At 68.2% G+C, this 19,171-nt stretch carries 24 protein-coding genes; 12 read left to right on the top strand and 12 right to left on the bottom strand.

The features are described 5' to 3' along the window. From ABIC47_RS10310 to ABIC47_RS10290, 5 genes are all read left to right on the top strand, one after another. Positions 1 to 912, top strand: a complete 912-nt coding sequence (locus tag ABIC47_RS10310) for a hypothetical protein (protein ID WP_354480059.1) — start codon at positions 1 to 3, stop codon at positions 910 to 912. Between the two features lie 107 nt (positions 913 to 1,019). Next, positions 1,020 to 2,192, top strand: a complete 1,173-nt coding sequence (locus ABIC47_RS10305) for an OmpA family protein (RefSeq protein ID WP_354480056.1) — start codon at positions 1,020 to 1,022, stop codon at positions 2,190 to 2,192. A gap of 52 nt (positions 2,193 to 2,244) precedes the next feature. Further along, on the top strand, positions 2,245 to 2,892 hold the full coding sequence (locus ABIC47_RS10300; RefSeq protein WP_354480053.1) for an NADPH-dependent F420 reductase: 648 nt from the start codon (positions 2,245 to 2,247) through the stop codon (positions 2,890 to 2,892). 437 nt (positions 2,893 to 3,329) lie between these two features. Continuing rightward, complete coding sequence (locus ABIC47_RS10295) at positions 3,330 to 3,740, top strand: PI-PLC domain-containing protein (RefSeq protein ID WP_354480050.1); 411 nt, start codon at positions 3,330 to 3,332, stop codon at positions 3,738 to 3,740. After that, positions 3,737 to 4,267, top strand: a complete 531-nt coding sequence (locus ABIC47_RS10290) for a hypothetical protein (protein ID WP_354480047.1) — start codon at positions 3,737 to 3,739, stop codon at positions 4,265 to 4,267. The genes ABIC47_RS10295 and ABIC47_RS10290 overlap by 4 nt, the downstream gene beginning before the upstream one ends. A gap of 315 nt (positions 4,268 to 4,582) precedes the next feature. On the opposite strand, the gene ABIC47_RS10285 is transcribed toward ABIC47_RS10290, so the two are convergent. Then, entirely contained in the window at positions 4,583 to 4,876 is a 294-nt protein-coding gene (locus tag ABIC47_RS10285) for a recombinase family protein (RefSeq protein WP_354480044.1), read from the bottom strand. Positions 4,877 to 4,931: 55 nt separating this feature from the next. Next, positions 4,932 to 5,096, bottom strand: coding sequence for a recombinase family protein (locus ABIC47_RS10280; RefSeq protein ID WP_354480041.1), 165 nt, complete (start codon positions 5,094 to 5,096; stop codon positions 4,932 to 4,934). A gap of 208 nt (positions 5,097 to 5,304) precedes the next feature. Here ABIC47_RS10280 and ABIC47_RS10275 point away from each other — a divergent pair, with 208 nt between their 5' ends. Continuing rightward, complete coding sequence (locus tag ABIC47_RS10275) at positions 5,305 to 5,721, top strand: hypothetical protein (RefSeq protein ID WP_354480039.1); 417 nt, start codon at positions 5,305 to 5,307, stop codon at positions 5,719 to 5,721. Between the two features lie 41 nt (positions 5,722 to 5,762). Here ABIC47_RS10275 and ABIC47_RS10270 read toward each other — a convergent pair whose 3' ends face one another. Further along, entirely contained in the window at positions 5,763 to 6,140 is a 378-nt protein-coding gene (locus ABIC47_RS10270; protein ID WP_354480036.1) for a hypothetical protein, read from the bottom strand. Between the two features lie 199 nt (positions 6,141 to 6,339). Between ABIC47_RS10270 and ABIC47_RS10265 the strand changes: the two genes are divergently transcribed. Then, the gene (locus tag ABIC47_RS10265) at positions 6,340 to 7,023 is read left to right on the top strand and encodes a DUF3800 domain-containing protein (RefSeq protein WP_354480033.1); all 684 of its coding nucleotides are present in this window, start codon (positions 6,340 to 6,342) and stop codon (positions 7,021 to 7,023) included. Between the two features lie 50 nt (positions 7,024 to 7,073). On the opposite strand, the gene ABIC47_RS10260 is transcribed toward ABIC47_RS10265, so the two are convergent. From ABIC47_RS10260 to ABIC47_RS10250, 3 genes are all read right to left on the bottom strand, one after another. After that, entirely contained in the window at positions 7,074 to 7,361 is a 288-nt protein-coding gene (locus tag ABIC47_RS10260) for a hypothetical protein (RefSeq protein WP_354480030.1), read from the bottom strand. A gap of 136 nt (positions 7,362 to 7,497) precedes the next feature. Then, complete coding sequence (locus ABIC47_RS10255; protein WP_354480027.1) at positions 7,498 to 8,172, bottom strand: hypothetical protein; 675 nt, start codon at positions 8,170 to 8,172, stop codon at positions 7,498 to 7,500. 470 nt (positions 8,173 to 8,642) lie between these two features. Then, a complete protein-coding gene (locus ABIC47_RS10250) occupies positions 8,643 to 8,918 on the bottom strand; it encodes a hypothetical protein (protein WP_089875081.1) in 276 nt (91 codons plus the stop codon). Positions 8,919 to 9,044: 126 nt separating this feature from the next. On the opposite strand from ABIC47_RS10250, the gene ABIC47_RS10245 reads away from it, so the two are divergent. Then, entirely contained in the window at positions 9,045 to 11,603 is a 2,559-nt protein-coding gene (locus tag ABIC47_RS10245; protein ID WP_089875079.1) for a DUF4062 domain-containing protein, read from the top strand. Between the two features lie 101 nt (positions 11,604 to 11,704). On the opposite strand, the gene ABIC47_RS10240 is transcribed toward ABIC47_RS10245, so the two are convergent. Further along, positions 11,705 to 11,962: a hypothetical protein gene (locus tag ABIC47_RS10240; protein WP_018190253.1), complete on the bottom strand. Its 258-nt coding sequence runs from the start codon at positions 11,960 to 11,962 to the stop codon at positions 11,705 to 11,707. A 138-nt stretch (positions 11,963 to 12,100) separates the two neighbouring features. Further along, positions 12,101 to 12,415: a DUF7882 family protein gene (locus tag ABIC47_RS10235; protein ID WP_089875077.1), complete on the bottom strand. Its 315-nt coding sequence runs from the start codon at positions 12,413 to 12,415 to the stop codon at positions 12,101 to 12,103. Positions 12,416 to 12,540: 125 nt separating this feature from the next. Between ABIC47_RS10235 and ABIC47_RS10230 the strand changes: the two genes are divergently transcribed. Continuing rightward, on the top strand, positions 12,541 to 12,798 hold the full coding sequence (locus ABIC47_RS10230; RefSeq protein ID WP_018190251.1) for a hypothetical protein: 258 nt from the start codon (positions 12,541 to 12,543) through the stop codon (positions 12,796 to 12,798). Between the two features lie 61 nt (positions 12,799 to 12,859). Here ABIC47_RS10230 and ABIC47_RS10225 read toward each other — a convergent pair whose 3' ends face one another. From ABIC47_RS10225 to ABIC47_RS10210, 4 genes are all read right to left on the bottom strand, one after another. Continuing rightward, entirely contained in the window at positions 12,860 to 13,648 is a 789-nt protein-coding gene (locus tag ABIC47_RS10225) for an EAL domain-containing protein (RefSeq protein WP_089875075.1), read from the bottom strand. A 56-nt stretch (positions 13,649 to 13,704) separates the two neighbouring features. Next, entirely contained in the window at positions 13,705 to 13,908 is a 204-nt protein-coding gene (locus tag ABIC47_RS10220; protein ID WP_354480021.1) for a hypothetical protein, read from the bottom strand. A gap of 89 nt (positions 13,909 to 13,997) precedes the next feature. Then, positions 13,998 to 15,341 (bottom strand): MFS transporter, encoded by a 1,344-nt coding sequence (locus tag ABIC47_RS10215; RefSeq protein WP_354480019.1) that lies wholly within the window; start codon positions 15,339 to 15,341, stop codon positions 13,998 to 14,000. 118 nt (positions 15,342 to 15,459) lie between these two features. Continuing rightward, positions 15,460 to 16,323, bottom strand: a complete 864-nt coding sequence (locus ABIC47_RS10210; protein WP_354480016.1) for an SDR family NAD(P)-dependent oxidoreductase — start codon at positions 16,321 to 16,323, stop codon at positions 15,460 to 15,462. A 59-nt stretch (positions 16,324 to 16,382) separates the two neighbouring features. On the opposite strand from ABIC47_RS10210, the gene ABIC47_RS10205 reads away from it, so the two are divergent. The 3 genes from ABIC47_RS10205 to ABIC47_RS10195 all read left to right on the top strand — a co-directional run bounded on the left by ABIC47_RS10205 (position 16,383) and on the right by ABIC47_RS10195 (position 19,171). Next, positions 16,383 to 17,048: a TetR/AcrR family transcriptional regulator gene (locus ABIC47_RS10205; protein ID WP_018190246.1), complete on the top strand. Its 666-nt coding sequence runs from the start codon at positions 16,383 to 16,385 to the stop codon at positions 17,046 to 17,048. Between the two features lie 20 nt (positions 17,049 to 17,068). Continuing rightward, on the top strand, positions 17,069 to 18,547 hold the full coding sequence (locus ABIC47_RS10200) for an MFS transporter (protein WP_354480013.1): 1,479 nt from the start codon (positions 17,069 to 17,071) through the stop codon (positions 18,545 to 18,547). A 105-nt stretch (positions 18,548 to 18,652) separates the two neighbouring features. Next, positions 18,653 to 19,171, top strand: coding sequence for a hypothetical protein (locus ABIC47_RS10195; RefSeq protein ID WP_354480010.1), 519 nt, complete (start codon positions 18,653 to 18,655; stop codon positions 19,169 to 19,171).

Raw genomic sequence — 19,171 nt, 5'->3', positions numbered from 1 at the left:
ATGGCACGCGACATCGTCACCCGCCCTCCGCGCCTGCGTCCCCACGTCGGCCACGTCTCCCCCTTCGCCCACGTCATGGTCTACGTGCTGCTCGTCGCCATGATCGCGGTGGACTACATCCTGCTCGCCCAGGCGCTGACCCTTCTGCTGCGCAACGACAGCCAGTACGGGTCGATCGGGCTGCAGATGTACGTCATCACGCTCGGCATCTCGCTCGCGGTCGTCACGCTGCCGCACGTCGTGGCCATCCTGCTTCGCCGCGTCCAGGCGGGCGTCATGTCGCGCAGGTGGATCATCACCTCGGTCGTGCTCGGACTGATCTGGGCCGCCATCCTCGCCGCCATCACGATCGCCCGGATCAAAGCGGGCATCGACGCGCAGAACGCGGGCGGACTCACCGGGCTCGTGGGCGGTGCGCAGACGGCCGCGCCCGCCGGGTTCTCGTGGACAGCGCCGGACACGCTCATGGCGTTCCTCATGCTGGGTGTGCTGGCCACCTCCGGCGCCCTCAGCTTCGTCGTGGCGTGGCTGACGACGAAACCGCTCCTCACCGCGGCCGAGAAGGCGCACGCGCAGGCCGCCCGGCTGCGGCTGCTCCGCGATCGGCTGCACGGCGAGGCGGTCGCCGCAGAGGAGCGCACCCGCCTGGCCCTGCAGCTCGATGCGCACGACGCCGTCCGCTACACCGGCGCCCGCGTGACGTTCCACTCCCGGATGGATGTGGTGCGCGCCCAGCTCGCGACACGCCTGGCGCAGCGCGAGCGCGACCCGGAGAGCACCAGCCAGATCATCCGCGAGCTGCGCGCCCGCCGCAGCGTCGAATCCCCCGACCTCGCCCCGCCCCTGCCGCCCGGGGCCTCCGCATCCCCCACCGCCCCCTCCGCGACCTCTCCCACCTCCCCGACCGCGTGAAAGGCTCCCACATGCCCCACCTCCCCCCGTCGAGTACGCACACATTGCACGCGACGCGCCACGAGAGCGGTCAGTCTTCGCGGACTCGACGGTGGGGGAAGCGCGGCGTGCGTGCGGGAGCAATTGCGGGGGTCGTCGTGGCGGTCGTCGCGGGACTCGCAGCGTGCGCGCCGGCGACGGCATCCGGCGAGGCGTGCGACCAGTCGCACAAGCGCAACCTCGGGGTCGTCGCCGGGAGCACGGCGAACGCGCCGGCCGTGAGCATCCCCGCATCCGCGTCCGCCCAGCTGCAGGCAGCAGGCAAGACGAACGGCAGCGTGACCGTCGTAGTTCCGTCCGGCACCCCGCAGGTCATGGGCACGACCGCGCTCGGTTCGTCGGCTCAGGATGCGATCGTCTGCCAGAACGACCAGCGCACGAAGCTCACGCAGATCACCTCCTACATCGACGGCCTCAAGGCGTCGGCGCCGGAGGTCGATTACCTGGGCGCCATCGACCAGGCGTCGCGCAACCTCGGCAGCGACCCGATGGGCGTCATCGTCGTCGGCAGCGGGCTGCAGACCACAGACCCGCTGAACTTCGCCGGAACCGGCCTGCTCTACGCCGATCCGGCGCAGGTGGTCTCCGACCTGACCTCCCGGAAGCTGCTCCCGACGGACCTGAAGGGCGTCACCGTGTACTGGTCCGGGATGGGCGACACCGCGGGCGCGCAGCAGCCGTTGACCGTCCCCGCGCGCAGCAACCTGGAGGCGATCTGGTCCGCCGTGATCACGGCGGCCGGCGGAACCCTCTCCCTGCTGCCCGAGCCGGCCTCGGGGAACGCGGCCGCCGGTCTCCCGGCCGTGACCCCGGTGACCATCGAGCCGGTCGCCACGAAGACGGACTGGTCGAAACCTGTCGTCATCCGCAACAGCGAGCTGCTCTTCACCAAGGACACGGCGGACTTCTCCGACCCGGCCGCGGCCCAGAAGGTGCTCGCGACGCTCGTGCCCGCGATCGAGCAGAACGGCAAGCCGGTGACCATCACGGGCACCGCATCCAAGGACCAGGCGACCGACAACACCGCCGACACCGCTCTCTCGCTGAAGCGGGCGGATGCGGTCAAGGCGGCGTTGGTGGGTCTCGGCGTGCCCGCCACGCTGCTCCAGACCGCGGGGGTCGGCTTCGAATGGTGCGGCTGGAAGAAGGAGACCGACGCGTCCGGCGCGTACTCGGACGCCGTCGCCGAGCAGAACCGCACCGTCATCCTCACCTCGGCGGGCGTCGGGCTCTGCGGCTGACCGGGATGCGGCCGGCGGGAATCATCCAGAGCCCGTTACGGTTCCGGCAGGTATGACGACAATCGGATTCATCGGCTCAGGACACATCGGCTCCCAGCTCGCCCGCCTCGCGGTCGCCCGCGGCTACGACGTCGTGCTCAGCAACTCGCGCGGCCCGGAGACGCTGAGCGGCCTCGTGGACGAGCTCGGCGAGCACGCCCGAGCCGCCACCCCGGTCGAGGCGGCTGCCGCCGGCGACATCGTCGTGGTCACGACCCCGCTCGCCGCCGAAGCGACGCTGCCGGTCGAGGAGCTGGCCGGCAAGATCGTCATCGACACGAACAACTACTACCCGCAGCGCGACGGGCACATCGCGGAACTGGACGACGAGTCCACCACCGTCGCCGAGCGCCTGCAGAAGGTGCTGCCGACATCGCACGTCGTGAAGGCCTTCAACCACATCGGCGCCGCCGAGCTGACCAGCCAGAGCCTCCCCGCCGGCACCCCGGACCGCCGCGCCCTCATCGTCGCCGGAGACGACCCGGCCGCCCGCGAGCGCGTCGCCGCGCTGATCGACGAGTTCGGATTCGACACCGTCGACGTCGGCGAGCTGTCCGAGGGATGGCGTGCCCAGCGCGACACACCGGCCTACGTCCGCCGCTACGACGCCGCCGGCCTGCGTGAGGCGCTGGCCGCCGCGAAGCGCTACCGCGACATGTGACGAGAGCCGGGGATAGCCACGATGACACCAGACACAAGGAGAGCGACGCCGCCACCCGCGACGACTCCCCACCCGAGGAGTCCAAATCCCCGGGAGTCGTGAAGTCGTCGGAAATGCCGTACCCAGAGGATGCCGGGGATATAGAACCCGACGAGCAGCATCCATGTGAATCCGTCGCCGGGGGAGATCAACGCGACCAGCAAGACGACGGCCGTGATGATCGTCAACGTTCTCCGTCGAGGGATGCGTCCCTGGCCGGCCCACCACAGACGCGCCGACATCCACCAGGCCTGAGCCCCGGTGCTGATCTGTTCCCCGCTCATGCTCTCTCCGTTTCGTCGTTCGTCGAGCGCTTCGAGCGTATTAAGCGTTGAGCTAGGTCCGTCGAGATTTGGTTTCGCGCGAGCGTCGTCGGTGTCGGCTGAGATGATCGGCGCATGAGCGCGCGCTGGAGGACGTATCCGCAGATCGGGTCGACGCACAAGAACGGCGATCGGATGTACGGCTTCACGTCGGGCTATGCTGCCGACCTCATGGCGGCGGGGACGTCAACCGTCTCCTCCTTACTTGGAACCTCGATCACCGCGGCGATCAAGAACGTAGATGTGGGCGACGAGCTGGAGGTGGTCTTCCTCGGAGACAGGTGGGTGGCGCGACTTAACGGAATAGATGTGGGCCGGCTGACGTGGAGTGCCAAGAGACGGGGCGAACCTAACGCAGTCAACGGGGCGCCGCTGTGGGACCTGGACGATGGCGTGCTGCACGTCGAGCGCGTGACCGTCAACCACGATGGCGAGGTCATTGACATCGGAGGATACGTGACGCTCAAGAACGAGGATTCGCGATGAGCGGGGCGGAGTTCGCTCACCCAGGCGCGCGCGTTGCGCTGGCAGCGATCGATCGCAACCTGGCCAGCCTGCAAGAGGCGCGTTTAGGCGGGCTAGAGACCGACCCCCATCGTGCGGAGGAGTTGATGCCGTGGATCGGCCAGGCGCTTTTCTGGATCGTTGCCGTGGACGATCTCCTGGTTCGCGCTCACAAAGGCAGGTCGTATCGGGAGAAACGGGATGCCGACGCGGACGGGCGCTACCTCGACGGAGCGCGGCTGGCGAGGAACGCGGTCGCTCACGGAGTCGTGATTCTGCACCGGTTCCAACAGGGCATGACCTTTCCGATGACATTCCCTATGACCTTCGGAGAGGTGCGTTGGAGCTCACTCGACGATGTGCTCGCGGAGTGGTCCCCTGACATGCCCCTGCCTGAGGGTCAGCGCGACAGCTACCGGCGATTCTTCTACAACATTCAGCCACAGGAACCGCTTCGTGCTGCACAGCGCTGGCTGCTGGCCGCACCCCCAAGGGGATGGACGCTATGACCTCTATTGCTCGGTCATGATCCTGACCCAGCCCTCCATCACGCTCTCAACGAGTTCGCTGTCGCTGAGGTCTGCCAAGTTGGGGTGCACGGCACGAGCTACCTGCAGGAGTTTGGTGTCAACCTTCACCCGGACGAGGGAGCCAGGCGGTAGGTGCCGCGGCCGACCCTCACCACGATACGGTCGCCCGATTGAGCGCGCTTGTGGATCCGAGCCTGCTGCCCGGCGAGTTGCCGGGCGCTGATTCTGATCTCTCTGCTCATGCTGCCTCCTCCGGTTCGGCAAGTGCCCGACGGACGGACGACTCACCCACGCCTAGCACGTCTGCGATGCGCGGTAGGACTGGTTCTCGCTCCTCATCTTCCGTGCTGTCGCGATGCGGTCGACAGTCATCACACTGGGCCGGCCACCGACACGGCCCTCGGAGCGAGCATGGGCAAGTCCTCGCACTGTGTTCTCTCGGATGGTGTCGACGCGGAGCTGAGCGAACACCGCGACGATCCCGAAGAGGGCTCGCCCCATCGGTGAAGTCGTGTCGATGTCCGCCTCGGTGAGGCTCTTGATGTTCATCCCCCGGTTGTGCAGTTCACTGATCGTCTGGATCGCCATCCTCTCGCTCCAAGCGATCCGATCGAGTTCACGAACGATGGGGTGTCGCCGGGGTTCAGATATTCCAGGCAGGCGAGCCACTGCGGGCGATCGCTGACGCGGCTCGACTCGCGTGGTCGACGAACACACGCACCGCGCCGGTCGCGATCAGTTCTGCCTCCTGGGCCGCCGGATTCTGCTCGCGGGTGCTCACTCGGGCGTACCCGACGATGTTCGGCATGGCTCGCTCCACTCGAATCTAGCTCCAGCCGAAAACGTTGCCGTGCATGTTTTGGAGCGTTTCGGTTTCGGCGCTTAGTTTCGGCGTGTCAAAGTGGCGCATTCGGCAAGTTCCGTCCAAACCCTCGACCCCTGCGCCAGAAACGATCGTTTATGGCGCAGGGGCGGCGCGCTAAGAACTTGGACTTGGCAAGCTTTACGATCTGCCCATGGGCGTAACTGTGACTATCCGGCCGAAGAGACGGACGGAGATCCGAGACATGCCGTTCGAAGGCAACGGGAAGGGGTACTCGATACTCGGTGACACGTTCGGCGCATCCCGTCGAGGTCAGGTCGAGTATGCCCGGGGAGTCTGGAGTGTCTCGCGATCTCACACGAATGAGGTCATCCTCGGACTGGCCGCACGCTACGGGAGAGTAAAGGTCATCCAGTACGGCGGTGTCGAGAAGTGTGTCGAGGCCTGCTGGAAAAAGGGCAAGCAGGACAACGCCTGGCTGTGTGAATGCGCGTGCGCTGGAAAGAACCACGGGTCCGGCGTGCCCTACGCGGTGACGGTCGGTGGCGGTAGCCCTGGCGGAGCGCTCTCTGTGCAGGCGAGCGAGCCTCGCGAGTTTTACGTCCCGTGATTGATTCTCGACGAGAGGGGCAGCATCAGAGGCCATAACGGTCATTTCATGTGGGGCCAGGATGGCTTCATGTTCGGTGGCTCACGGTCCTCTCGCTCCGTCCGCTTCTTCTCGGCGAGCCGCCGCAAGTAGCGGTTGAACGCCGCCTGCAGCTCGGGGTCGAGAAGGGACGCGAAGGTCACACGATCGATCCCAGCGATCACCGCCTTCTGAGCATCGACGCGAGTGCTCACCATGAGCGAGCGCAGCATGCGACTTCGCACGTCAAGCTGCGTTCGCTGGGTGCGGGTTGAAAGCTCGTCGACCAAGGCGGCGACGAAGGGGCCCGCACCAAGAGGATTTTGGAGCATGACGGTCGCGGCGTTAGCCGCTGCCTGGCTTGTCGCGGCGGCGAGCTCATCGTCGGGAGCGCTCGGCATGGGGGTGTCCGATCTGGTCGCTCGTCTCGTTCGCAAGTTTGTACCGGCACCTCAATTTTGCTTGTTTACCAGGACGATTCATTTTGTCTAGCTGATTCCGGTCCTGCCCGCTCAGAAGGCTTCGAACTGCTGTGACGGCCAAGGAATAACGGTCGAGTAGTTTGATCCGGTGACCTCTGCGCTCTCTCGAATGATCTACGTGGACGACTCCGGCGACGAACAGGCCGGATCGCTCGTCTATGGCTGGGTGGAGGTGTCGCCGGACAATTGGCGAGCGGCCCTCCGTCACTGGCTGGAGTTCAGGAAGCGCCTCAACCGTGAATACGCCATCCCGGTGCGTCAGGAGTTGCACACCACGGCGTACGTCGGCGGCCGTGGAGAAATCTCGATCAAGCCGCCTGCCCGGTTCGTGCACGGTTCGACGACCTACTGGAAGGACCTCGGGCGCGAGGTGGCGACTCGCTGCCTCGAGGAGCTGCGTGATTGTGACCTCATCGACCTGGGGGCGGTGTACCGGAAGACTAACAAGCGTCGTGGTGAGTTCACGGCCGAGAAGGCGGAGCTCTACACCGACCTGGTGCACATGTGGGACGACGAGCACGCACGCACCAAGGGCTTTGCGCTCATCAGCATGGACGGCAACCCGGACCCCGCCTACATCAACGCGCACCGCTCGCTGAAGCTGGACACCCGCCACATCATCGAGGATCCGATGTTCCACGACTCGCGGCGGTCGCAGTGGACGCAGATGGCGGATCTGGTGGCGTGGACGGCGCAAACGCATGTCAACCCGCACGGCGGCAACCAATTCGCCTGGCGTTGGTACGAGGACTACCTCATGGAGAAGGATCCCATGCACGGTCCGTGGGAACTGCCCGGTTAAACAGCGAGGCCCCCTGGTCCGCGTGCGCGGGGGGAGCCTGCGCGTCAATTCTACGAGATGCCGTTCTTATTGTCGAGCTTGTTGTCGTTCTTCTTGTCGATATAGGTTTCGCGCTCGTTGTCGAGCTTGTTGTTGGCGGTGTTGCCGTCGCGGAGATTGGCGTTATACCTCGCCGATGTATAACCGGGATCTTGGTCAGCGCCCGTTCTCGAATCGGGCCACGAAGTCATGCATCCGGTCAACGTCATGGCGGGCCAGCCCGACGTTCTTGTCCGGCTGCAGGAGGAGGTGCCGGTGCCGATACCCCGCTCGGTCAAGTCGGCGCTGGTTGACGTCATTGCACGCGTCGTCGTCCGCCGAGATGAGAGCATCGACGCTAGCGTGCTCGAGGTACTGGAGAAGTGAGCGGGCGCGCCATCCGGCAGCCCGGGTCGCCCAGTCTGGGGTGTGCGGGATGTGCGGGCCGCGACAAAGCTACTGCGCGCTATTCAGGCCTCTGAGTACGCCGTCGTGCCATGACTGAACTAGCCACGCGCCGAGCAACAACACCCCCGTCCCGAGAAGGGGCATCGCAAAGAACCCGAACACCACCGGATAAAGCCAGTGGGAGAGGTGCTCGAGCCAACGGTCCTTCGACTTGGAATCCGGTACTTTGACCAGAGCAGCCGCCAGCGCCGCCCGGCGTGTAGGGGTGCGAGCCCTGAGTAGCTTCCAGAGGAGCCAGAGGGGCAACGCATAGACCAGGATGGCAGCGAAGACCGCTATCCAGACCGCAAACCATTCGTAAAGCACCTCTTCGAACTGGAGGCCAGCGGCGGCCGTCCCTGCGCCGTTACCGGATGCCTGGGAAGACGAAGAAGTCGCGGCGGCATAGCTTTTGGATATGCCGTCGAGTTGTTGGGCGATAAAGCCGCCTATCACGCCCGATATGACCAGAAGAGCCGTTCCCCACATGACTCGCGCGGCCCAACTAATTCCCGATCCCAGCACTGAGCGCTCGCGGAGCGGAACCGCAGGTGGAAGGTGGGTTGCTGTGGCGACGGTCACCACGACCACCCACAGGGACCAGATGATTAGTAGCGGAAAGGGAGCTAGGAAGAGAACTATGGCGGTGTTCCTCAGCCTCGTCTCTGTGAGGTCCAGTCCCACCGAGACGAAAACGACGCACGCCGTCCAGAGCAGGACCCAGATGGCGGCGCACGCAAGCCCAAGGCGCCCTAGCTGCAGCGGCGACGAGAAATCTCGCCAAGCCGACCAGCTGCGCCAATCCGCCAAGCCACGGGTTTTGGACATCTCGGCCCCCTAAGGCCGACGCTCGGATTAGTCGGCCGTAAGAGAAACCTAGATCGGCCACGCGACCATAGCCAGATTTGCATCTCCGCTGTGATTAACTCGGCGCGTCACTCGCGAGCGGCCAGGGGTCGTAAAGCTAGCGCTAACGCGTGTCGGCGAAGTGACGTACTAAGGGATCACTGATCAATCCGAAGGTCGCTGGTTGGCGCGTACAAGAGCCCGACCGCGATCGCATCCACGAGATAGCCGAGAATGCTGGCGTCAGCGAAGCTGCCGTCATCGAGCGCGTCATCCCCGTCGCGCCCCGGTCCCTCAACCCCGGCCCGTCAGCCCGCGCGCTGCGCGGTGACGAGCTCCACCGTCAGTGCGGTGTCGTCGGCCTCCGCAGCCGCACGCGACGACAGGTAGCTGCCGCTGACGAACGCGATCGCGGCGAACACCAGGGCCACCACGAGATCCGCCCACTCGGTGGGGGTCAGATGCTGCAGCAGCCCGCCCGGACCCTCGGTGGCGTCGGCGGCGTCGGGCGCCAGGAGCAGCCCCACGGCGATGGCGCAGACCGCCAGCGCGAAGCCCAGTACGTACCACGCGATTTCCTTCACCTTCCTAGCTAACCTCCGATCGCGGATCCTCTGAACCTCCTTGCGCATGACGGATCCGGAGTGCTAATGGGCTCGCGCGGCACGCCCTCTGTACATTTGCACATCGAAGCAACACAATGACGTGACATGAGCCACCCTCATGTAATCCGCACGCCGGACCAGCGGCTGCGGATCTTCGTCTCCTCCACGCTGCAGGAGCTCGCCGCTGAGCGCCGGGCAGCGCGGACCGCCATCGAGCGGTTGCATCTCGCCCCCGTCATGTTCGAACTGGGCGCCCGGCCGCATCCTCCGCGCGAGCTCTACCGCGCCTACCTGGAACAGAGCGACGTCTTCCTCGGGCTGTATTGGGAGCGTTACGGCTGGGTCGCCCCGGACGAGGAGGTCTCCGGCCTCGAGGACGAGTACAACCTCTGCCCGACCGAGCTGCCTCGCCTGCTCTACGTCAAGAGCCCGGCCGACAACCGCGAGCCGCGCCTCGCCACGCTGCTTGCGCGCATCCGCGACGACGACCGTGCCGCATACAAGTACTTCGAGACGCCCAAGGAGCTCGCGCAGCTGATCGAGAACGACCTCGCCACGCTGCTCGCCGAGCGCTTCGACCAGAGCCGCGCCCTCATCACCGCCGATGTGGCGAGCGACGCCGACCGCGTCGTGGAGCCCGTGCGCCTGCCGGTCCCGCTGACCGGGCTCGTCGGGCGGGAGGCGGACATCGCGGCGATCGGCGATCGGCTCGCGCGCGGCACCCGCCTCGTGACGCTGGTCGGCCCAGGTGGCATCGGGAAGAGCCGGCTCGCGATCGCGGCAGCGCGCGCCGCCGCCCAGCACTTCGACGACGGAGCGGTGTTCGTCGACCTCTCGGCGGTGCACGACCCGCAGCGGGTACCGAACCGTATCGCGCAGGCCCTGGGCGTGCGCGACACCGGAGACGCGCCCATCCTCGACAACCTCGCGACGGCGCTGCGCGACCGCAGCATCCTGCTGGTCCTCGACAATTTCGAGCAGGTGCTGGATGCGGCACCCCTGCTGACCGGTCTGCTCGCGGCCGCACCCGGCGTCGCACTGCTGGTGACCAGCCGGACGCTCCTGCGGGTGAGCGCCGAGCAGAGCTACGACGTCGGACCGCTCGCCGAGGACTCCTCGGTCAACCTTTTCGTCGAGCGGGCGCACGCCGTGAAGCCCGACTTCGAGATCACCGCGGAGAACGCCGACGCGGTCGCCCGGGTGTGCACCGCGCTCGACGGCGTGCCGCTGGCGATCGAACTCGCGGCCGCGCGCATCCGCGTGCTCTCCCCCGCCGAGCTGCTGGACCGCCTCGACCGTCGCCTCTCGGTGCTCGTCGGCGGCTCGCGCGACCTCCCGGAGCGGCAACAGACCATCCGCCGCACCATCGAGTGGAGCACGCAGCTGCTCGCGCCGGAGCAGCGTCGTCTGCTCGCCCGGCTGGGAGTGTTCGAGGGCGGCTTCACGCTGGAGGCGGCGGAGTTCGTCGGCGCGGACGGCGACGATGCCGACGTGCTGTCCGATCTCGCCGTGCTCGTCGACTCCAGCCTCGTCGCCCAGCACGACAGCGACGACCGGCCGCGCTTCACGATGCAGGCGATCGTCCGCGAGTACGCCAGGGAGCAGCTGCACGGCGACGGCGAGCTCGAGAGCGCCCGCGACGCCCACGCCCGCTACTTCATCGACCTCGGCGCACGGGCGCGCCTGCCGCTGAAGGGCGGAGGGCAGCGCGAGTGGATGCAGCGGCTCGGCGACGAGCGCGACAACCTCCGCGCCGCCGAGCGCTACCTGCTGGACGCCCGCGACTGGGACCGGGCAGCCGAGCTCGCCTTCAACCTCTTCCTGTACTTCTGGGTGATCGGCCTGCTCGGCGAGGTGCGCACGTGGATGGACGAACCGCTCGAGTCGGGTGAGGCCCTCCACGACCGCACGCGCGCGGTCGCGCTCTACTTCACGCGGACCATCCGGTTCTGGAAGGACCCGGACGGACGCGTCGCCGCCGATCTCGCGGAGAGCGCCGACCTGTTCCGCCGCTGCGCCGACCGCTCCGGCGAGGCGATGGCGCAGATCTCCCTCGCCCTCGCGCTCCTCGCCGGCGAGAAACCGGACACCGACCGCGCGTCGGACGTGATGGAGCGGAGCCTGCGGCTGTTCCGCGAGACCGGCGACGTGTGGGGCGAGGCGATGGCGCTCGTCCTCCTCGGCCGGGTGGCGCTGCTGCGGCAGGAGCTGCACGCCGCATTCGAGCGGTTCGACGAGTCCCTCGCCCTCACGCAGCGGGCCGGGGATGCCGTCGGTGGCCGGATCGCCTCCTATCACCTGGGCTGGGCGCACCTCCTGCTCGGTTCGCCCGAAGACGCCAGGAAGGACTTCTCGCTGAGTGTGACCCTGTCCACGTCGCTCGGACACATCGAGGGGATCGCATACGGGCTCGAGGGCCTCGCGGCCGTGGCCGCCCTCGCCGGCGACGTCGAGCGGGCCGGGCGCCTCGCCGGGGCCGCACACGCACTGCGGGAGCGGTCGGGAACCCACAACGGGCCGACGTTCACCTTCCACCAGCGGTACCTGGACCGCCTCGCCTCCGTGGCGCCGGCCGGGCGGCTGGCGGCCGCGGTGTCCGAGGGTCGCGAGCTCAGCGTCGAGCAGGCCGTCGCAGAAGCCCTCGCGGAGCCGAGCCTGAACTGAGCGCTCATTAACGATGGGAGCCCCGGCACCAGAGGAGGTACCGGGGCTCCGTCGAATCCCGGTTGGCGCACCCGAAACGCCGGCCGGGATGGTTCAGGGTGTCAGGCGATGAGCGCCTGCTCCTCGGCCGGTGCCGGTGCGACCCAGGCGCCGTAGACGGCGACGCGTGCGGACTCCAGCGTCCCGTACACGCCCAGCTCACGGCCGGTGCAGTCGGTGGCGACGAAACCGTCGTGGTTGCGGTCCACCATGCCCACGTACGCGGTCGGCGTCGAGGCGACCCAGAGGGCGGCCGCCGGCGAGTGCCACGAGACATACTCGGTGGGCAGGTCGACGATTTCTGCGAGGGACTCGGCCATGGCTCTTTCCTAACTTCTCTTCCGTCGTGGTGCGATTCGAAGATCTAGTTAGATGATCGAACTACCCGCTCGGTGAAGCAAGAAAATCGGGGGGCCTTGTTTTCGTGAAACGCTTCCGCTATAAGCGCTGGCCCGGCGTCATCCCCGGGGATTCGGGCGGATCTCGGACTCCTCCATGACGATCATCCCGGAGGCCCTGCTGGCGGTCTGGATCATGGCCTCGATCCAGTCCTTGTTGAGGGTCGGGACCTTGGAGCCGGAGAAGAAGATGTGCAGGGGGACGCCGTTGTCGACCCAGACGGTGTGACGACCGCTGCCGAGCTCGGCCGGCACCGGCCAGGTGAGGAAGAAGTTCTCCCCGCGGCGGAGCTTGGTGCTGATCGCGATCTGCATGTGGAACAGCAGGCGGTCGTCGAGTTCGTAGCTTTCGCCGTCGTAGCGCAGTGTGCCCACGGATGCCTTTCCTCTGGTCGTTCGTGGCGCCTTGCGGCGCTGCTGCGAGCTTACCCGTCCGGAATACAGGTGTATCGTGACCGCGCGATAGTCTTCTACATCATCCCCACGGAAAGGATCACCGCATGATCGTTCACCGCCTCACGGTCGATGGAAAGGACTACTTCCTCCCCGATCCGGTGGACGACCTGCGCGGGAAGATCCTCGAGGCCGTACGAGCCGGCGGCGGCTACGTCACCATCCCCCCGCTCCGCGGCGGCCCCGGCGTGGACGTGCTCTTCTCCCCCGGCATGCCGGTCACCTGGGCGCAGATCGAGGTCGACCCGCCCGCTCCCCGCCAGGAGGAGTCGCGCGTCGACATCGACTCGTTCGACGCACTCTGAGCACCGCTCACCGGACGACCTGGACGCGCTCGGCCTGACCACAGGCCGGGCGCGTTCTGCGTCAGGACTCGCGGGTGCGCATCCGGTACCACGACAGCAGCGACGTGGCCGGCTGCGGGCGTGCGATCCAGTACCCCTGGGCACGGTCGCAGCCCGCGGCGGCCAGCCGGTCGAGCTGCCCGCGGCTCTCGACGCCCTCGCCGACGACGCGGATGCCGCGGCGGTGCGCCTCGCCGATGATCTGGGCGACCTCGTGAACCCGGTCATCCGCCTGCACCAGGCTCTTGTCGAGCTTCAGCTCGCTGGCATGCAGGGATTCGACCCGTGCGAACGACGAATGCCCTGTCCCGAAGTCGTCCACCGAGATCGTGACGCCGGCCGCGGCGAGCGCCTCCAGTGGAGCAGCGACCCGCTCGGGATGCTCGATGCTGTAGCTCTCGGTCACCTCGACGATGAGCGTCTCCGGGTCGCACCGGCCGGTCGCGAAGGCGCCCTCGAACATGTCGTAGAGGGAGGGATCCTCCAGCTGGGTCGCCGAGACGTTGACCGCCACATCGATGGTGCAGCCCGGGATGTACTCCGACGTCACGTCGGAGATGATCCGAGCCGTCAGCAGCGGGAGCAGGCCGGTCTTCTGCGCGATGTCGACGAAGACGTCGGGAGCGACCTCGCCGTGCTCCGGATGCGTCCAGCGGGCGAGCGCCTCCACACCGACGACCGTGCCGTCGGCGACGTCGATCTGCGGCTGGTAGGCGGCCGTGACCTGGCGCTGCGCCAGCGCGATCTCGAAATCGCGGGCGAAGTCCTCGAGGGTCCCGTCCACCAACGTCACCTTCGTGATGATTCCCACGCCAGGCTAGGTTGTCAACTTTTGAGGGACCCCTTGCGGAGAACAGGGGTGTGGCGCTAGCGGGCGCGTCGGCGGCGGTGCCGCTGACCTCCCGCGATGCTCAAGAACGTCGCTGCGGCCGCCCCCGCGACCCCGGCGACCACCAGATCCACCGCCTGGACGACAGGCGACACCACCTCGCCCACGGGCGCGAGCAGCAGGACGATCGCCGCGACAGCGACCGCTGCGGCGAATGCTCCCGCCGATGACAGACCGTACATGGCCCTTCCCCCTCCGGATGGCCTTTCCCCCCGAACGATCCGAAGCATAGCCAGTCCACAGCTTACGGGGCAGACCCGACTCGGCCTGTTCACCGAATCGTCATCACCGCATCCTTGGCGCTCCCCCGATACTCCGCCGAAAGGAGGCGGTAGGAGCGGGTGAGGAAGGCGCCGAGCGCGAGCGCGACCATGATGAGGCCGGAGACGAGGAACACGAGGGCGATCCCCCGCGCGCTGCCGTCGCCGAGGAGCCAGCCCCACGTCGCCGAGCCCGACTCGGACGCCATGTACGGGATGATCAGGAACTGCGCCACCGGCGCGATCAGGAACGCGGTGATCGGGGCCGCGGCCGACTCCAGCGCCTGCGCGAAACCGAACACGCGACCCTGCCGGGCGAACGGCACGATCTTCTGGATGACCGTCTGCTCCGACGCCTCCACGGCCGGGATGAGCGCCATGTACGCCCAGATGCCGGCCGCGTACAGCAGCCACCACTCACGGAGGGTGAAGGTCGCGCCGAGCAGTCCCATGATGGCGACCAGGATCAGCATGGTCCGGATGGGGTTCTTGCCGAGGCCGAACTTCGCCACGACCAGCCCGCCGATGATGAACCCGGTGGAGGCGACACCGAGGACGATGCCCCACACCTCCACGGCGAAGAGCTCGAGACCGTACGGATCCATCAGCGCGAGGTAGACGCCGCCGATCAGGTTGTTGAACGTCGAGAAGATGATCAGGGCGAACAGTCCGGGCGCCTGGCGGATCGCCGCGATGCTCCCACGCAGGTCGACGGCCGACGCCGATGCGTCGCGCTCCGGGAGCTCCTCGGGGATGCGCAGCATGAGCAGGTGGAAGGCGGCCAGCCCGGTCAGGACGATCGCGATGACCAGCGTCCACCCCATCCCGAGCAGGCCGATCGAGAGGCCGCTGAAGACGCTGGTGACGATGAAGGCGAGACCCTGGACCGTGCCGACGAGCCCGTTGGCGTTGGCGTGGCGCTCGACGGGGACGAGCAGGGTGACGGTGGTCGACAGGGCGATGTTGCGGAGGTTCTCGACGACGGCGCCGAACAGGATGATGCCCGCGAAGATCCAGAACATCGGGCCGCCCAGGTCGAGCAGCGCCTCCTCGGGGAAGATCAGATAGAGCACACCGGCGATCGAGAAGGACGCGAGCGTCAGCAGCGAGGCGAGCATCATGACGGACTGCTTGCGATGCCGGTCGACGATCGTGCCGAAGACGATGGAGAACACCGCGACCAGGAGCATGTAGGCGCCGCCCACGATGCCGGTCGCGAGCACCGACCGGGTCTCGAGGTAGACCCAGAAGGTCAGAGCGAACCAGAGGTAGCTCGTGGTGACGTTGGCCACGGCCGTGTTGACGAGCACCTGCGCGAAGGTGCGCATGCCCCGCTCCGGTGACGCCGCCGTCATACGCGAACCCTACCCGCCCCTCCGCCCCACCGTCGAGTACGCACAAACTGCACGCGGAACGCCGCGAGGATGTGCAAAGTTCGCGGACTCGACGGTGGTGCGGAGGGGCGCGCGGGGGTCAGGCGGCGGGCGGGAAGGGGACGGGGTAGGGCTCGGCGGCGTCGGCGGAGCGCGAGACGGGCGCCCACGCGAGGTCGGAGGCCAGGAGGCGACGGTCCTGCGCGACGCTCATCTCGGTGGCGTTCACCCCGAGCGGGAGGTTCTGCGGGATGTCGTCGCTCTTGGCGAGGCGGACGAGGATCTCGGCCGCGCGGTCCGGGTCGCCGGCCGGTCCCTCGTCGGACTGACGGACCCGGCGGTTCATCGCGCCGACGGTGCTCTCGTATCCCTCGGGGATCTCGCGCACCTCCATCGACGAGCCCGCCCAGTCGGTGCGGAAGCCGCTCGGCTCGACGACGAGGACCTTCACGCCGAACGGAGCCGTCTCGGTCCGGAGCACGCGGCTGAAGCCGTCGATCGCGAACTTCGCGGCCTGGTAGGAGGCGATGCCGGGCGACCCGCCGACGCGCCCGCCGACCGACGAGAACTGGATGACGAGCCCGCCGCCCTGCGCACGCAGCAGCGGGATGGCCGCCTTGCTGATGTTGTACACGCCCCAGAAGTTGGTCTCGAACTGGGTGCGGAAGTCGGCGTCGTCCGTCGTCTCGATCGGCGACACGTTCGCGTAGCCGGCGTTGTTGACGATCACGTCGAGCCGGCCGAACCGTTCGTGCGCCTCGCGGAGCGCCTCGGCGGCGCGGGCGGGGTCGGTGACATCGAGCCGGAGCGGCAGGATGCGGTCGCCGAACTCGGCGACGAGGTCGTCGAGCTGCTCTGGGCGACGGGCGGTGGCGGCGACGCGGTCACCGGCGCGGAGCGCGGCGACGACGAGGGAGCGGCCGAAGCCGCGGGAGGAGCCTGTGATGAACCATGTCTGTTCCATGAAGTTAATGAAACACCGTTTCTTTAAATAATGCAACTCGGTTGCGCTAAACTGGCGGCATGACCCAGCAGGAGACGCGAGAGAGCGGGCAGCGACGAGCCCGATCCCCCGAGGCGAAAGCCGCCCGCGAGCAGGCGATCCTCGACGCCGCCCGCGCCCTCGGCCGCGATCGTGGCATCCGCACGGTCACCCTGACCGACATCGCCGACGCGGTCGGGATGCACAAGTCGGCCATGCTGCGGTACTTCGAGACCCGGGAGGAGATCTTCCTCCGGCTCACCGCCGAGGCGTGGCGGGAGTGGACGCCCGTGCTGTGCGAGCGGGTCCGTCGCGCCTCCACCGCCGACGGCGTCGCCGCCGCCTTCGCCTCCACCCTCGCCGCGCGCGGAGCGTTCTGCGACCTGCTCGCGCAGGCGCCCCTGAACCTCGAGCGCAACGTCTCCGTCGAGGCCGTGCGCAGCTACAAGCTCACGAGCGGTGAGAGCCTCGCGGCGATCAGCGACGCGGTCCGGGATGCGCTCCCGGCCCTCTCGGACACCGCCGCACGCGATCTGGTCGCCGCCGCCACCTCCCTCGCCGGCACCTTCTGGCAGATCTCCACCCCGCCGCCGGAGATCGCCGAGCTCTACCGGACCGACCCGCGGCTCGGGCACGCGCTGATCGACCTGGAGCCGCGGCTCCGCCGCATCCTCCGCGCGTACCTGACCGGAGCGCTCGCCGACTGAGCGGGGCGTACGGTGTCGGCGTGACCGACGTTTCACAGGGCCCCTCCGGAGAGGACACCGCTCAGGGAACCCGTGCGGCGCGCGGTCCGGCCTTCGCGGTCTGCATCGCCGTGGGCGCACTGACCATCCTCGATCTCTCCGGCGTGAACGTCGCGCTGCCGTCCATCCAGCGCTCCCTGCACGCCGACTCGACGCAGCTGCAGCTGATCGTCGCGGGCTACGCGCTCGCCTTCGGCCTCACGCTCGTGCCCTCCGGACGCCTCGGTGACACGCGGTCCCGCCGGGCGATGTTCGTCATCGGCCTGGTCGGCTTCAGCCTCGCGAGCGCCCTCTGCGCGCTCGCCCCGAACATCCTCTGGCTGACCATCGCGCGCTTCGTGCAGGGGGCCGCGGCCGGCGTCCAGATGCCGCAGGTGCTCGGGATGATCCAGCAGCTCTACCGCGGCCCGGAGCGCGGGCGCGCGTTCGGTGTCTTCGGTGCGATGGTCGGCATCGCCACGGCGATCGGCCCGAGCCTCGCCGGCTCCCTGATCGCGCTCGGCGGCGCGGAGGAGGGCTGGCGGCTGCTCTTCTGGTTCAACGTGCCGTGCGGAGCGGTCGCGCTCTTCTTCGCTCTGCGGTTCCTGCCGCGCAGACAGGAGAGGCCCGCGGGAGGGACGCAGCTGGATCCGGTCGGGCTGATCCTGCTGGCCGGGGCCATCCTCGGCCTGATGCTGCCCTTCCTGCTCACCACGGGCTCCCCCACCGACGACCCGCTCCGCTGGCTGTGGCTGATCGCGTTCGTGGCCTTCGGGTCGGCATTCCTCCTCTGGGAGCGCCGCTATGCGAAGCGCGGGCTCTCGCCGATCGTCCACCTCGACCTGTTCCGGCTGGCGTCGTACCGCAACGGCATCCTCATCGCCGCGGTGTATTTCGCCGGTCTCCCGGCGAGCTTCCTCGTCACCACTCTGTTCCTCCAGGAGGGGCTGCACGCTCAGCCGCTTGCCGCGGGTCTCGTCAGCGTCCCCTTCGCCCTCGGCGCGGCGGTATGGGCGTTCATCGGGGGCCGTCTCGTCCAGCGCTTCGGACGCGCCCTCGTCGTCGTGGGGCTCGTCATCGTGATCGTGGGCATCGGCGCGCTGCTCGCCTCAGCGACCCTGGCACCGCCGGCCGCGGCGGAATGGCTGATGGCCGCATCCACTCTGGTCGGCGGCATCGGCGGCGGGTTCGTCATCTCCCCCAACCAGACGCTGACGCTCTCGGAGGTGCCGCCGGAGGAGGGCAGCGCGGCCGGGTCGATCGCGCAGCTGGGCCAGCGGGTCGGAACGGCCGTCGGCGTCGCACTGGTCACGGCGGTGTTCTTCGCGACCGTCCCGGGCGGCGGCAACCATCCGATCGATCAGTACCACCAGGCGGTCCGGGACGGCTACCTCGTCACCCTCGCGCTGCTCGCGGTCGCCCTCGTCGTCGGGTTGGTCGACCTCCGTGCCCGCAAGAAGGCAGGGAAGACCGGCGTCTGACCCGGCAGCCGTTCCCCGCAGAGCGCGCGTCACTCCGCCGATCGGCGCGACCGACGCCGTAGCCTATGCAAGTATTTACGCCCGTTCGGGGATGGGGTGGTTCCGATGGTCTCGCAGCTCGGGCGCGTGCGCGCGCTCACCGTGGCGGCGGCCGTGCTCGCGCTGGCGCTGGCCGGTTGCGCGCCGAAGTCCGGCGCCGACGCCGGGACCCAGACGCCGTTCCCGACGCCGACGCTCACCGCCAGCCCGACGCCGACGCCGACGGCCCCCGCGACGCAGACTCCCGCGCCGACGACCGGCCCGGATGCCACAGACGCGCCGGACGCGCCCGAACCGACCGGGGCGCCCGTCGACACCGCCGGGGCGAAGGCGCTGGCCGTGCAGGCGTGCCAGCAGGTCGCCGACGGCTTCGCCGCGACACGGGTCGCCGCCGCGACGCCCCTCGCCGCCGCTGCCGCCGAGAAGGACGGCGTCTGGAAGCCGCTGGCCGCGAATCTCGCCTTCATCAATGCCAACCCCATCAATCCGGAGACCGGCGCGGGCCCGCAGAAGACGGTGGACGACTCCTCCGCCGTCGCACGCGACTGCTTCACGCTCGCCGGCGTCACCGTGAGTCAGGACTGA

Origin of the sequence: Leifsonia sp. 563 (assembly GCF_040545055.1) — a bacterium.
Lineage (GTDB): Bacteria > Actinomycetota > Actinomycetes > Actinomycetales > Microbacteriaceae > Leifsonia.
Note: the sequence above shows the minus strand (reverse complement) of the source record. Positions and strands in the feature narration are given on the sequence as shown.

Coding starts and splice junctions, on each gene's coding strand:
- ABIC47_RS10310 (WP_354480059.1), top strand. CDS start 1: ATGGCACGCGACATCGTCACCCGCCCTCCGCGCCTGCGTCCCCACGTC.
- ABIC47_RS10300 (WP_354480053.1), top strand. CDS start 2,245: ATGACGACAATCGGATTCATCGGCTCAGGACACATCGGCTCCCAGCTC.
- ABIC47_RS10295 (WP_354480050.1), top strand. CDS start 3,330: ATGAGCGCGCGCTGGAGGACGTATCCGCAGATCGGGTCGACGCACAAG.
- ABIC47_RS10290 (WP_354480047.1), top strand. CDS start 3,737: ATGAGCGGGGCGGAGTTCGCTCACCCAGGCGCGCGCGTTGCGCTGGCA.
- ABIC47_RS10285 (WP_354480044.1), bottom strand. CDS start 4,876: ATGGCGATCCAGACGATCAGTGAACTGCACAACCGGGGGATGAACATC.
- ABIC47_RS10280 (WP_354480041.1), bottom strand. CDS start 5,096: ATGCCGAACATCGTCGGGTACGCCCGAGTGAGCACCCGCGAGCAGAAT.
- ABIC47_RS10275 (WP_354480039.1), top strand. CDS start 5,305: ATGGGCGTAACTGTGACTATCCGGCCGAAGAGACGGACGGAGATCCGA.
- ABIC47_RS10270 (WP_354480036.1), bottom strand. CDS start 6,140: ATGCCGAGCGCTCCCGACGATGAGCTCGCCGCCGCGACAAGCCAGGCA.
- ABIC47_RS10260 (WP_354480030.1), bottom strand. CDS start 7,361: ATGACGTCAACCAGCGCCGACTTGACCGAGCGGGGTATCGGCACCGGC.
- ABIC47_RS10245 (WP_089875079.1), top strand. CDS start 9,045: ATGAGCCACCCTCATGTAATCCGCACGCCGGACCAGCGGCTGCGGATC.
- ABIC47_RS10240 (WP_018190253.1), bottom strand. CDS start 11,962: ATGGCCGAGTCCCTCGCAGAAATCGTCGACCTGCCCACCGAGTATGTC.
- ABIC47_RS10230 (WP_018190251.1), top strand. CDS start 12,541: ATGATCGTTCACCGCCTCACGGTCGATGGAAAGGACTACTTCCTCCCC.
- ABIC47_RS10220 (WP_354480021.1), bottom strand. CDS start 13,908: ATGTACGGTCTGTCATCGGCGGGAGCATTCGCCGCAGCGGTCGCTGTC.
- ABIC47_RS10215 (WP_354480019.1), bottom strand. CDS start 15,341: ATGACGGCGGCGTCACCGGAGCGGGGCATGCGCACCTTCGCGCAGGTG.
- ABIC47_RS10210 (WP_354480016.1), bottom strand. CDS start 16,323: ATGGAACAGACATGGTTCATCACAGGCTCCTCCCGCGGCTTCGGCCGC.
- ABIC47_RS10205 (WP_018190246.1), top strand. CDS start 16,383: ATGACCCAGCAGGAGACGCGAGAGAGCGGGCAGCGACGAGCCCGATCC.
- ABIC47_RS10195 (WP_354480010.1), top strand. CDS start 18,653: ATGGTCTCGCAGCTCGGGCGCGTGCGCGCGCTCACCGTGGCGGCGGCC.